We start from the raw sequence: 12,632 nt of genomic DNA, 5'->3' as shown, positions 1-12,632 counted from the left end.
GTCCGGCACCGCCGCGGCGTCCAGCCCCGCCGCGGCGGGTGAGCAGCTGTGGAATAGCGGGGTTACGACAGCCGTGTCACGCTGAGCAGGCTTTTGGATCCTCCGTCGACTCCGACGGCGTGATTCCGCTGCCGGGGCCGGGCGGCCGCACCGAAAGTCTGCATTGAGTGACGGGTTACTTTCCGGCTGTCGCAGTTCTCCCTGATGGGGGCAGTTAATGTGGCGGTTTCCGGCGACAGTCAGGAAGGAGCGTCCGCTAAGCTTTGCCGCCAGCGGTATTCGTTCTCCGGCCGGCCGGGGGCGCCGTAACGTGCTGTCCGGGTGACCGTTCCGGCGTCGGCGAGGTATTCCAGGTAGCGCCGCGCGGTCACCCGCGACATGCCGAGCGCTTCCATGACTTCGCTCGCCGACACGGCCCCGGACTGCAGCTTCATGAAGTCCTGCACCGCCTCCAGCGTGGACGCCGCCAGCCCCTTGGGCAGCGGCAGCTCCGACGGGGCCCGCAGGCTGGCGAAGGCCTGGTCCACCTCGCTCTGCGAGGCCCCGGGACCGGCATGCCCGGCCGCGGGGGAGGCCAGCTGCTCCCGGAACTGCCGGTAGCTGGTCAGCTTGTCCGCGAAGGTGGCAAAGGTGAAGGGCTTGATCAGGTATTGGACCACGCCCGTGGCCACCGCGCTGCGGACAATGTTCAGTTCCCGGACCGCGGTGATGGCGATGATGTCCGCGAACAGCCCGGCGGCACGCATGCGGCGCGCGATGTCCAGGCCGTGCAGGTCCGGCAGGTTCATGTCCAGCAGCACGAGGTCCACCGGGGTGCCCGAGGCCGCGAATTCCGTCAGCAGCCGCAGCGCGGACTGTCCGTCCGGAGCCGATCCAGCCAGCGTGAATCCCTCCAGCCGGCCGACATAGGCGGCGTGGGCTGCCGCTGCGATGGGCTCGTCCTCGACGACCAGTACACGGATGACGCTCATTGCTGTCCCTCGGTGGTCAGTGATGCCGGCGGCGATACCGGCTGTATTGTCGGGGCAGCGGGCAGCGTGACGCGGAACAGCGCCCCGGCGGGGCTCGTGATTGTCATGGTACCGCCGAGCCGCTGCACCGCCTGGCGGACCAGGGCCAGGCCGAGACCCCGGCCGAACGGCCCTGGTGCCTTGGTGCTGAAGCCGTGCCGGAAGATGTCCTCCACGGCCTGCGGATCGATCCCGGGGCCGCTGTCCTCCACGGTGATTTCAAGGGTCCCGGCGGACGCTGCCACCGTGAGTTCCACGAGTTTCGGGGCCGGCGCCTCGGCGGCAGCGTCGATGGCGTTGTCCAGGAGGTTGCCGAGGATCGCCACCAGGTCCTGCACGGCCAGCCCGGTTACAGCTGACGGGCCATGCCCGTCCCCGGGGGTGTTGAGGGTCAGTTCGACGCCCCGTTCGTGCGCCTCCGCGGCCTTGCCCATGATGAGGGCCCCGAGGACTGGCTCGTCGATGGAGCTGACGAGGTCATCGGTTAGCCGCTGGCTGAGCTCAAGGTCCTGGGTGGCGAAGTCCAGGGCTTCACTGTCGCGTCCGAGTTCCATCAGGGAAACGATCGTGTGAAGCCGGTTGGCGTGCTCGTGGGTCTGGGCGCGCAGGGCATCGGAGAGCGTGCGCATGGTTTCCAGCTCGCTGCCCAGCGACTCGATTTCGGTGCGGTCGCGGATGGTGGCCACGGTGCCATACACGGCCGTGTTCGTGCGGCCGCCGCCGGAACCGGGCCCGACGGCCGGTCCCTGGTTGACCACAAGGACCCGCGGGCCGGTCAGGTGGATCTCGTCGAGCGCGGTGCGGCCCGATTCGAACAGTTCCCGCAGGCTGGGGGCCAGCGGGAGCGACCCGAGTGACGGCGCTTCCTGCTGTCCGCCGCCGGCGGATGCCCCGGCGGCGCCGGCAGCTGTTCCTGCGCCCTCGGATGAGAGCGGTGTGAGCCCCAGCAGTTCGGCGGCCTGGTCGTTGTACATCACCACCTTGCCCTTGGGATCGATCAGGATGACGCCCTCGCGGACCGAGTGGAGGACCGATTCGTAGTAGGCGAAGAGCTGGGCGAGCTGCTCCGGACCCCAGCCGCGCGTCACCCGCCGCAGGTACCGCCCCAGCAGCCAGGACGCCAGCGATCCGCCCGCGAGCAGGGCCAGTCCGATGGCTAAGAGCGCGGGCAGCCTGCCGGAGACGGCGATGTCCACGGTGCGGACGGTGACGCCGGCGGCGACCAGTGCCCGCACCGTGCCGTCCGCGTCCTTGACCGGCACGATGGTGCGGACGGAGGGGCCGAGCGTGCCGGCCGTGATCTCGGTGAAGACCCTGCCGTCCAGGGCCGCATCGATCGAACCGATATAGGGCTTGCCCAGTTCCTCGTTCCGGGGGTGGGTCCAGCGGGTGCGGTCCGGCGCCATAATCGTGATGAAATCCGCGTTCGCGTCCGCCATGACTTTCATCGCGTAGGGCTGCAGCAGCGCGGAGGGATCCGGCGCACCCGCCGCTTCCAGCACGAGGGGGCTGTCGGCCACGGCGGTCGCGACGGCGGCCATCCGCCGGCCCGCCTCGTCATAGGCGTGGTCGCGCGCGTCAACGAACGTGGCGGTGCCGACGACGGCCGTCAGGCTCAGGATGAAGAGCAGATGGGCCACAAACAGCCGTCGGGCAATGCTCCAGCGGTGAATCATCCACACCTTCCATGACCAATATGAACGCAACGGTGATGCGCGTCACTGAATCCCCAATGATGGTGGAACACGAAGAACGGACGCGATGGGCCCACAGCCTGTGCCGCACCGACGTCCAGCCTATCCAAGGAGAACACCATGACCTCTCAAAGAGGAGAGTCGGCGGCACCCGCCGCGACGCCGGTCAAGAAGCGCAAGGGGCTCGACAAGTCCCATTATCTCTACATCGCGGTCATCGTGGCCGTCGTCCTCGGCGCCCTCGTTGGGCTGATGTTCCCCGAGGTCGGCAAGTCCCTGAAGCCGCTGGGCGACGGTTTCATCAAACTCATCAAGATGATGATCGGGCCGGTCATCTTCTGCACCATCGTCCTCGGCATCGGTTCCATCGCCAAGGCGGCCACGGTCGGCAAGGTCGGCGGCCTGGCCCTGGGCTACTTCATGGTGATGTCCACCTTCGCGCTGGCCATCGGCCTGGTCGTCGGTAACCTGATCCACCCCGGCGAGGGCCTCAAGCTCGCCCCCTACGATCCGAACAAGAAGGCGGCCTCGGACAGCACAGTGGACTTCCTGCTGGGCATCATCCCGGGCGACATCCCGGTCCTGCCGACCCTTCTCGCCGCGATCCTGGTCGGCTTCGCCCTTCAGCGGATGGGCGCACAGGGGACGCCCATCCTCAGGGCCGTCGGCTACGGCCAGGCCCTCGTGTTCCGCATCCTCGTCATGATCATGTGGCTGGCCCCGCTCGGAGCGTTCGGCGCGATCGCCGCCGTCGTCGGTGCCACCGGCGTGCAGGCCATCTTCAGCATGGCCACCCTGATGATCGCCTTCTACATCACCTGCGCCCTGTTCATCGTCGTGATCCTCGGCGGCCTGCTCAAGATCGTCGCCGGCGTCAGCATCTTCCGGCTGATGAAGTACCTCGGCCGCGAATACCTGCTGATCTTCTCCACCTCATCCTCCGAAGCCGCGCTGCCCCGGCTGATCGCGAAAATGGAACACCTCGGGGTGTCCAAGCCGGTCGTTGGCGTCACAGTCCCCACCGGCTACTCCTTCAACCTCGACGGCACGGCCATCTACCTGACGATGGCTTCGCTGTTCGTGGCCAACGCCATGGGCACTCCGCTGGACCTGGGCGCCCAGGTGTCGCTGCTGATCTTCATGATCATTGCCTCCAAGGGCGCCGCAGGCGTCACCGGTGCCGGCCTGGCCACGCTGGCTGCCGGACTCCAGGCGCATGCTCCGCAGCTTCTCGGCGGCGTGGGCATGATTGTCGGCATCGACCGCTTTATGTCCGAGGCCCGGGCGCTGACCAACTTCACCGGCAACGCCGTGGCCACCGTGCTGATTGGCACCTGGGTTAAGGAGATCGACGGCGGACAGGTCGAGCGTGTCCTCTCCGGCAACGAGCCCTTCAACGAACAGACCATGATCGCCGCACACGGTGCGCCTGCGGAGGAAGCGGCCCCGGAAAAGCCCGTTCTGGCCAACGCCTGAGCTGTTCCAACCCCCGCCAGTGACTGGCCAAGACCGCCCGGACGCCTGCCAGCGTCCGGGCGGTTTTTTGTGCCACAACGGCAACCTTCGACTTCTACCAGAGGGTTGAGGCTCAAACAACGGCCGCTGTCAAGGTCCGCGGAATACCGTGTCGGGCGCTGTAACCTTGGGAGGAATAAGACCGGCCCTGGGACTCCAGCGGCAGCAATACCAGGCACGGCCATCACCGTCATCGAAAGTGTGGATAGATACGTGAGCAGCGAACAGGGTTCAGCAACTCTGGAAGGCACCGAACTCGATCTGGAAGACGCCGTCATGGGCCCCACCGGGCGCCCGCAACGCGACTTTCCGGAGCCCGCGCCGCTGTCATCCCACGGTCCGGCGCGGGTCATCGCCATGGTCAACCAGAAGGGCGGAGTGGGTAAAACCACCTCCACCATCAACCTGGCGGCCGCGCTGGCGGAATTCGGCCGCCGCGTGCTCGTCGTGGACTTCGACCCGCAGGGTGCCCTTTCCGCCGGCCTCGGCATCAACCCGCACGAGCTGGATCTCACGGTCTACAACGTTTTGATGGACCGCAAGGTCGACATCCGCGACGCCATCCACAAGACCGGCGTGGAAAACCTGGACCTGCTCCCGGCCAACATCGACCTCTCCGCCGCGGAGGTCCAGCTCGTCAACGAGGTGGCCCGCGAACAAGTGCTGGACCGGGCCCTGAAGAAGGTTGAGGATGACTACGACGTCGTCCTGATCGACTGCCAGCCATCACTCGGACTGCTCACCGTGAACGCACTGACCGCCTCCCACGGCGTGATCATCCCGCTGATCTGCGAGTTCTTCGCGCTGCGCGCCGTGGCGCTGCTGGTGGAGACCATCGACAAGGTCCAGGACCGCCTGAACCCGCGGCTCCAGGTCGACGGCGTCCTCGCCACCATGTACGACGCCCGCACACTGCACAGCCGCGAGGTGATTTCCCGGCTGGTGGAGGCCTTCGGCGACAAGGTCTTCGAGACCGTCATCAAGCGCTCCATCAAGTTTGCCGACGCCACCGTCGCGGCCGAGCCCATCACGAGCTACGCCGGCAACCACATCGGCGCCGACGCGTACCGGAACCTGGCCAAAGAGCTCATTTCGCGCGGCGGCGCGCCCTAGTCAGGGCCGTGACAGATTCGGGTGCTCCCGCAGCGGGACCGGACGCGCCGGCCGGGAAGAAGCCCGGCTTCGAGGTCCGGCTCGCCAACTTCACCGGCCCGTTCGACCTCCTGCTCGGACTGATTTCAAAGCACCAGCTGGACATCACCGAAGTGGCGCTGTCCACCGTCACCGATGAGTTCATCAAGTACATCAAGCGCCTGCAGAATCTGGGCGAGGAGTGGGCCCTGGATGAGGCCAGCGAATTCCTCGTCATCGCCGCCACACTGCTGGACCTCAAGGCGGCCCGGCTGCTGCCTGCCGGCGAGGTGGAGGACGAGGAAGACATTGCGCTGCTCGAAGCCCGCGACCTGCTCTTCGCCCGGCTCCTGCAGTACAAGGCGTTCAAGCACGTGGCCGGCATGATGGGTGCCACCCTTGAGCTGGAGGCCCGACGGTATCCGCGGCAGGTCGCCCTGGAGGGCCACTTCGCGGCACTGCTGCCGGAGCTCCTCTGGCGGCACACCCCGCAGCAGTTCGCCGGCCTGGCCGAGGCCGCACTCAAGCCCCGGGAAGCCGCACCCACCGAGGTTGGCCTCGCCCACCTGCACGGCACCCCGGTCAGCGTCAAGGAACAGGCCGAATTGCTGGGCCACCGGCTGCGGCTGGGCACGCCGCTCACCTTCCGGGCGCTGATCGCCGACGCCGAGTCCACCCTCGTGGTGGTGGCACGCTTCCTGGCGCTGCTGGAGCTGTTCCGGGATAAGGCGGTGGCCTTCGAACAGCTGCTCCCGCTGGGGGACCTGACCGTCCGCTGGAGCGCCGGCGTCGAGGGCTGGAACAGCGGGAACCTGAGTGAAGAATATGAGGAGCAGCCGTGAACGAAACCCGAACCGGACAGGCAGCCGACGCAACCGCAGACGCTGCCGCTGCGGCACGGGCGGCAGCCGAAAACGACGGCGCCCCCGACCTCGGCAGCCTCCCCGGCGGTGCCCGGGCCGCCCTCGAGGCCGTCCTGATGGTGATCGACCAGCCGGCGACGGCGACCGAGCTCGCCTCCGGCCTGAACCTGACCGTCGACGTCGTCGAGGGGCTGCTCGTGGAACTGCAGCGGGAGTATAACGGCTATACTGTTAATGCCCCGGATGTGGACGATGCCAGTTTCAACGGCTTCAGTGCCACCCCCCGGGGTTTTGAATTGCGGAATATTGCCGGAGGCTGGCGGATCTATTCGCGCACCGAGTTCGCCGACATCGTTGGCGGCTTCGTGCTGGAGGGACAGACAGCCAGGCTGACGCAGGCGGCGCTCGAAACGCTCGCCGTCATCGCTTACCGCCAGCCCGTATCAAGGGCGCGGGTGTCTGCAATTCGAGGAGTCAATGTTGACTCTGTCGTGCGGACGCTGACGCAGCGGGGGCTGATCGAGGACTCAGGAACTGATCCTGAGTCCGGGGCCATCCTGTACCGCACGACGTCGTATTTCCTGGAGCGAATGGGAATCGGCTCGGTCGCGGAATTGCCGCAACTTTCACCCCATCTTCCGGGGCTGGAAGGCATCGAAGAGTTCTATGACGCAGGAAGAATGTAGGCAGGAACAACTGCCTGCGCACGGATATCAACCAGGGCAGAGGCTTTTTGCCCCAGCCGGCGGGGGTTGTCGGGAGACAGCGGCCGTTGGCCAACAAACGAAGGACGGGTCATGACACAGGCGGGACGCCAGGGTTCACCACGTAACAGTTCGGGACGTAACAGTGCCGGACAAAACTCAGCGCAGGGCTCCGGCCGCGGCGCACAGGGCGGCGCAGGCCGCAGCGGCGGCGCCGACTACAAAGGCGGCTCAGCCCGCGGCGCGCAGGGCGCAGGAAGCCGCAGCGGGGGAGCGGGCTTCAAGGGCGGCGCAGACCGCCCGTTCAAGCGACCCAAGCCCCGCGAAGAGGCCTTTATCGATCCGGACCTGCAGGGACCCGACGGCGTGCCCGCCGGCAAGCCCGCGTCCGGTGACTGGAAGTCCAAGGCGCCCTCCGGCAAGGAGGCAGCCCGCAAGGCTGCCGCCCGCAAGCCCGGCTTCGGCAAGACCCCCGGCACTCCGGGCGCACTCAAGCCCAAGCCGCGCACCGGCGCCCCGAAGACCGCCGGCGCACGTGCCTTCGGCAGTGAACGCTTCGGCCAGAACCTCGGCCCCGTGCGCAAGCCGGCCCGCAAGCGCGGACCCCGCGCCGAGGTGCCCCAGTCCGAAGTGCACGACCAGGACGGCATCCGCCTGCAGAAGGTCATGGCCTCGGCCGGCGTCGCCTCACGGCGCGTCTGCGAAGAAATGATCGCCGAGGGCCGGGTTGAAGTCGACGGCCAGGTCGTCACCGAGCTCGGCGTCCGCGTCGACCCGAAGACCGCCGTCATCCACGTCGACGGCCTCCGCATCCAGCTGGACGAGAACATGGTCTACATGGTCTTCAACAAGCCCAAGGGCGTTGTCTCCACGATGGAAGACCCGGACGGCCGCCCGTGCATCAGCGACTTCGTGCGCAACAGCCACGGCGAACGCCTGTTCCACGTCGGACGCCTCGACGTCGCCACCGAGGGGCTGCTGCTGCTGACCAACGACGGCGAACTCGCCAACCGCCTGACGCACCCCTCCTACGAAGTGCCCAAGACCTACCTCGTGCAGGTCCGCGGGCCGTTCCCGCAGGGCATCGGCGCCGAGCTCAAGGCCGGCGTCGAACTCGAGGACGGCATCGCGTCGGTGGACTCCTTCAAGCTTGTGGACTCCACACCGGGCCACGTGCTGATCGAGGTCGTACTGCACTCGGGCAAGAACCGGATCGTCCGCCGTCTCTTCGACGCCGTCGGTTTCCCGGTGCTTCGCCTGGTCCGCGTAAAGGTCGGTCCCATCGGCCTGGGCGACCAGCGCCAGGGCAGCATCCGCAACCTCGGCAGGCAGGAAGTCGGCCACCTGCTGGCATCCGTAGGGCTGTAGGCATGTCCGCCTTTCGCACCCACGGCCGCGGCCACCTCAACGGTCCGGTGGTGGTCGTGGGGACCGGGCTCCTGGGCACCAGCATCGGGCTGGGGCTGCGGGGCCGCGGAGTGGCAGTCTTCCTCTCCGACCCTTCGCCCACCAACCAGGCCGTCGCCGTCGACATCGGCGCAGGCCTTCCCTTGGCGCGCCTTGACGGAGAACAGCCGGAACTCGTGGTCGTCGCCGCACCGCCGGATGTCACGGCGGATGTGGTCGAACGCGCCCTCGCGGACTATCCCGGGGCCACCGTCGTGGACATCGCCAGCGTGAAGGCCGGCATCCAGGCCGAGCTCCGCACCCGCGGCGCCGACCTCAGCCGCTACGTGGGCACCCACCCGATGGCGGGCCGGGAAAAGTCGGGTCCCGTCGCTGCCCGCGGCGAACTCTTCACCTCCATGCCGTGGGTCCTTTGCCCCTCCGGGGAAACACTGCCCCACGCTTTGCAGGCAGCGCGCGCGCTGGCCGTGGACCTCGGCGCCGTCGTGTCCGAATTCGGGGCCGAGGAACACGACGAGGCGGTGGCGCTCGTCTCGCACGTACCCCAGGTCGTGTCCTCGCTCGTGGCCAGCCGGCTGCAGGGCACCCCCCTGCATGCGCTGTCCCTCGCCGGCAACGGACTGCGGGACGTCACCCGGATCGCGGCGAGTGATCCGACCCTCTGGGTGCAGATCCTCGGTGCCAACGCGGAGAAAGTCGTGGAGATCCTGCACGGCGTCCGCGAGGACCTCAACCGGGTCATCGGCACGCTCGAAAACCCGACAGCGCCCGGTGCCCGGCTCGATCTTGCCCAGCTGATCAGCGAAGGCAACGCCGGCCAGTCCCGCATTCCGGGCAAGCACGGCGGACCCCCGCAGGCGTACTCCTGGCTGACGGTCCTGGTGGATGACACCCCGGGGCAGATCGCCAAACTCCTGACGGAGATCGGCGAGATCGGTGTCAACCTCGAGGACCTCCGGCTGGACCACTCCTCGGGACAGAACGTGGGCATGGTGGAAATCTCCGTGCTGCCGAACAAGCACGAACTGTTAATCGAAGCCCTCAATGACCGTGGATGGCGGGTACTCCAGTAATGACCCAGGAACTTATTGAAACCGTGGACATCCTGCGCCCCGGAAAAAGCCTCGTCGTAGCCATCGACGGGCCGTCCGGATCGGGCAAGTCCAGCGTCAGCAAAGAGGTGGCGCGCCGGCTCAAGCTGGCGTACCTCGACACCGGCGCCATGTACCGTGCGCTGACCTGGCTCTGCCTGGACAGCGGCACGGACCTGGACGACGGCGCCGCCGTCGAGGCCGCCGCCAGGAGCCTTCCGCTGGAAATCAGCACGAGCCCGCTGGAGGAATACGTCCGCGTCGGCGGCACCGATGTCACGCTCGCGATCCGCGAGCCGGCGATCTCCGCCGCCGTCAGCGCCGTCGCCACCACCCTCGGCGCCCGCACCGAACTGATCCGCCGGCAGCGCGAACTGATCGGCAAGCACCACCACCGCATGGTGGTCGAAGGCCGGGACATCACCACCGTCGTCGCGCCCCACGCCGAAGTGCGGATGCTGCTCACCGCGAGCGAAGAGGCCCGTCTGCGCCGCCGGGGCATCCAGCTCGGCGGCAGCCAGAACGCCGAACAGCTCGCGGCGCAAGTCACCCAGCGCGACGCGAAGGACTCAACCGTGGTGAACTTCACCCGGGCCGCCGACGGGGTGGTGACGCTGGACTCCTCGGAGCTCGACTTCGCCGAAACCGTCGACGCCGCGCTCAGCATCGTGCACGGCATCGTCAACCACCAGGCCATCAACCGTGACTGACGCGAGGCAGCCGGCCCGGGCGCCGGCCATGGCCCAGGTCCCGGCCCGGTGGACCACCCTGTGGAGCCGGCCCGTGGGCTGGCTGCTGGACCACGTCCTCTACCGGACCTCGGTCACGGGGCGCTCAAACGTCCCGGCCACCGGTCCGGTGATCTTCGCCGGCAACCACATCAGCTTCCTGGACGGACCCGTGATGTTCGGGGCATCGCCGCGCGCCATGCACATCCTGGTCAAGAAGGAAATGTTCACCGGCTTCCTCGGCCGCGTGCTCCAGGCCTCCGGCCAGCTGGCGGTGGACCGCGCGGGCGACCGGGCGGCCCTCCTGACGGCCAAGAGCGTGCTCGACGCCGGGCGGTGCGTCGGGATCCTTCCCGAAGGCACGCGCGGTAGCGGCGAAGCCTCCGCCATCAACAACGGGGTCGCCTGGCTCGCGCTGAACTCCGGCGCGACCGTGGTCCCCGTGGCCATCCTCGGTACCCGCAAAGGCGGCGAGCACCTCGACGCCGTTCCCCGGCTGCGCCGCAAGCTGCACGTCAGCTTCGGCGGAGCCCTCAACGTCAGCCGCAGGCCCGGCGAGACCGGGCGTGTTTCAATGGACAGGGCCGGAACCGAGATCCGCGCCGCGCTGGCCCGCCATGTCCAGGACTCGATCCAAAAAACCGGGCAGCCCTTGCCCGACGCGGATTCCCCGCAAGAACGTCATGAAGCAGTAGCCGGGACGCCGGCAGATCACCCCATAAGGAAAGTGCAATGAGCGATACGACTCAAACCTCCGGCCAATTTGGCGCCGGCGAAGATGAATACACGCCCACCGGCACGGACCAGGTGGCCGAGCACCTCGCCGCCCTGGACGATGAGGAAGCAGAGGTCCGCGCGGCCTCCCTGCGGGCCGGCCTGGACGACTATGACCTGGATGAAGACGACGCCGCCCTCCTGAGCGGCGGGTACGAGGACGAGGACTTCGACGGCCCGGTCAAGCTGGATCCGGTCCTGGCCATCATCGGCCGGCCCAACGTGGGCAAGTCCACGCTGGTGAACCGAATCCTCGGCCGCCGCGAAGCCGTGGTGGAGGACACCCCCGGCGTCACCCGTGACCGGGTGATGTACTCGGCCACCTGGAACGGCCGGAACTTCACGGTGGTCGACACCGGCGGCTGGGAGCACGATGCCCGCGGCATCCACGCCCGCGTCGCCGAACAGGCCGAGATGGCCGTGGAACTCGCCGACGCCGTGCTGTTCGTCGTGGACTCCGCCGTCGGCGCCACCGCCACGGACGAAGCCGTCGTGAAGATGCTCCGCAAGTCCAAGAAGCCGGTCATCATGGTGGCCAACAAGGTGGACGACTTCGCGCAGGAAGCCGACTCGGCACGGCTCTGGGGCCTTGGCTTCGGCGAACCGTACCCGGTCTCGGCACTGCACGGCCGGGGCGTCGCCGACCTCCTGGACCACGTGATGGACACCCTGCCCGAGTTCTCCACGATCGAAGGCCTGGAACGCTCCGGTGGTCCGCGCCGCATCGCGTTGATCGGGCGTCCGAACGTCGGCAAGTCCTCGCTGCTGAACAAACTGGCCGGCTCCGAGCGCGTCGTCGTGGACAACACCGCCGGCACCACGCGTGACCCGGTCGATGAGTTCATCGAACTCGGCGGCCGCACCTGGCGTTTCGTGGACACCGCGGGCATCCGCCGCCGCCAGCACATGGCACAGGGCGCCGACTTCTACGCCTCCCTGCGCACGCAGAGCGCCCTCGAAAAGGCGGAGGTCGCCGTCGTGCTCCTCGCCGTGGACGAAGTCCTCAGCGAGCAGGACGTCCGCATCCTGCAGCTCGCCATCGAATCCGGCCGTGCCCTGGTCCTCGCCTTCAACAAGTGGGACCTGCTCGATGACGAACGCCGCAGCTACCTGGAACGTGAAATCGAGCAGGACCTGGCCCACGTGGCGTGGGCGCCGCGCGTCAACATCTCGGCGCTGACCGGGTGGCACAAGGACAAGCTGGTCCCGGCCCTTGACACGGCCCTGGAAAGCTGGGACAAGCGCATCTCCACCGGCCGGCTCAATGCCTTCCTGGGCGAGCTGGTGGCCGCGCACCCGCACCCGGTCCGCGGCGGAAAGCAGCCCCGCATCCTCTTCGGCACCCAGGCCTCAAGCCGCCCGCCGAAGTTCGTGCTCTTCACCACCGGGTTCCTGGACCCGGGCTACCGCCGCTTCATCACCCGCCGGCTCCGCGAAACCTTTGGGTTCGAGGGCACGCCGATCGAGGTCAACATGCGTGTGCGGGAAAAGCGCGGCAAGAAGCGTTAATTCCGCGCGCGCCCGCCGAGGGAAGAAAGTTCCCGTGACATGCAGAAAGTGTCACGGGCACCCTCCGGAATCGTGTAAGCTTTTGGAGGTGGTTCGGCCGGACTGCTCAGATGAAATCTTTTGGAAGTCCATGAGAATTTCATCCAGAGCGGAGAACGGCGGAACTAACGGGCTGTAGCGCAGCTTGGTAGCGCACTTGACTGGGG

At 67.7% G+C, this 12,632-nt stretch carries 11 protein-coding genes; 9 read left to right on the top strand and 2 right to left on the bottom strand.

Annotation, left to right across the window (positions count from 1 at the left end; genetic code table 11):
- Positions 1-239: 239 nt before the first annotated feature.
- The gene (locus BJQ90_RS22320) at positions 240-971 is read right to left on the bottom strand and encodes a response regulator (protein ID WP_226762361.1); all 732 of its coding nucleotides are present in this window, start codon (positions 969-971) and stop codon (positions 240-242) included.
- Complete coding sequence (locus BJQ90_RS22315; protein ID WP_226762360.1) at positions 968-2,686, bottom strand: sensor histidine kinase; 1,719 nt, start codon at positions 2,684-2,686, stop codon at positions 968-970. The genes BJQ90_RS22320 and BJQ90_RS22315 overlap by 4 nt, the downstream gene beginning before the upstream one ends.
- Before the next feature lie 138 nt (positions 2,687-2,824).
- On the opposite strand from BJQ90_RS22315, the gene BJQ90_RS22310 reads away from it, so the two are divergent.
- From BJQ90_RS22310 to der, 9 genes are all read left to right on the top strand, one after another.
- Positions 2,825-4,180, top strand: coding sequence for a cation:dicarboxylate symporter family transporter (locus tag BJQ90_RS22310; RefSeq protein ID WP_226762359.1), 1,356 nt, complete (start codon positions 2,825-2,827; stop codon positions 4,178-4,180).
- A gap of 252 nt (positions 4,181-4,432) precedes the next feature.
- The gene (locus BJQ90_RS22305) at positions 4,433-5,332 is read left to right on the top strand and encodes a ParA family protein (protein WP_226762358.1); all 900 of its coding nucleotides are present in this window, start codon (positions 4,433-4,435) and stop codon (positions 5,330-5,332) included.
- Between the two features lie 8 nt (positions 5,333-5,340).
- Entirely contained in the window at positions 5,341-6,192 is an 852-nt protein-coding gene (locus BJQ90_RS22300) for a segregation and condensation protein A (protein ID WP_226762357.1), read from the top strand.
- Positions 6,189-6,899: an SMC-Scp complex subunit ScpB gene (gene scpB / locus BJQ90_RS22295; RefSeq protein WP_226762356.1), complete on the top strand. Its 711-nt coding sequence runs from the start codon at positions 6,189-6,191 to the stop codon at positions 6,897-6,899. Before BJQ90_RS22300 ends, scpB begins: the two co-directional genes overlap by 4 nt.
- Before the next feature lie 111 nt (positions 6,900-7,010).
- Positions 7,011-8,285, top strand: coding sequence for a pseudouridine synthase (locus BJQ90_RS22290; protein ID WP_226762355.1), 1,275 nt, complete (start codon positions 7,011-7,013; stop codon positions 8,283-8,285).
- A 2-nt stretch (positions 8,286-8,287) separates the two neighbouring features.
- The gene (locus BJQ90_RS22285) at positions 8,288-9,397 is read left to right on the top strand and encodes a prephenate dehydrogenase (protein WP_226762354.1); all 1,110 of its coding nucleotides are present in this window, start codon (positions 8,288-8,290) and stop codon (positions 9,395-9,397) included.
- Positions 9,397-10,125, top strand: a complete 729-nt coding sequence (gene cmk / locus BJQ90_RS22280) for a (d)CMP kinase (RefSeq protein ID WP_226762353.1) — start codon at positions 9,397-9,399, stop codon at positions 10,123-10,125. Before BJQ90_RS22285 ends, cmk begins: the two co-directional genes overlap by 1 nt.
- Before the next feature lie 28 nt (positions 10,126-10,153).
- On the top strand, positions 10,154-10,879 hold the full coding sequence (locus tag BJQ90_RS22275; protein WP_226762373.1) for a lysophospholipid acyltransferase family protein: 726 nt from the start codon (positions 10,154-10,156) through the stop codon (positions 10,877-10,879).
- Positions 10,876-12,426: a ribosome biogenesis GTPase Der gene (der, locus tag BJQ90_RS22270; protein WP_226762352.1), complete on the top strand. Its 1,551-nt coding sequence runs from the start codon at positions 10,876-10,878 to the stop codon at positions 12,424-12,426. Before BJQ90_RS22275 ends, der begins: the two co-directional genes overlap by 4 nt.
- Positions 12,427-12,632: the final 206 nt, after the last annotated feature.

It is taken from the genome of Arthrobacter sp. SO3, from assembly GCF_020532825.1.
Lineage (GTDB): Bacteria > Actinomycetota > Actinomycetes > Actinomycetales > Micrococcaceae > Arthrobacter.
This window is presented reverse-complemented; position numbering and strand designations above follow the sequence as displayed.

Coding starts and splice junctions, on each gene's coding strand:
- BJQ90_RS22320 (WP_226762361.1), bottom strand. CDS start 971: ATGAGCGTCATCCGTGTACTGGTCGTCGAGGACGAGCCCATCGCAGCG.
- BJQ90_RS22315 (WP_226762360.1), bottom strand. CDS start 2,686: ATGATTCACCGCTGGAGCATTGCCCGACGGCTGTTTGTGGCCCATCTG.
- BJQ90_RS22310 (WP_226762359.1), top strand. CDS start 2,825: ATGACCTCTCAAAGAGGAGAGTCGGCGGCACCCGCCGCGACGCCGGTC.
- BJQ90_RS22290 (WP_226762355.1), top strand. CDS start 7,011: ATGACACAGGCGGGACGCCAGGGTTCACCACGTAACAGTTCGGGACGT.
- BJQ90_RS22285 (WP_226762354.1), top strand. CDS start 8,288: ATGTCCGCCTTTCGCACCCACGGCCGCGGCCACCTCAACGGTCCGGTG.
- cmk (WP_226762353.1), top strand. CDS start 9,397: ATGACCCAGGAACTTATTGAAACCGTGGACATCCTGCGCCCCGGAAAA.
- BJQ90_RS22275 (WP_226762373.1), top strand. CDS start 10,154: ATGGCCCAGGTCCCGGCCCGGTGGACCACCCTGTGGAGCCGGCCCGTG.
- der (WP_226762352.1), top strand. CDS start 10,876: ATGAGCGATACGACTCAAACCTCCGGCCAATTTGGCGCCGGCGAAGAT.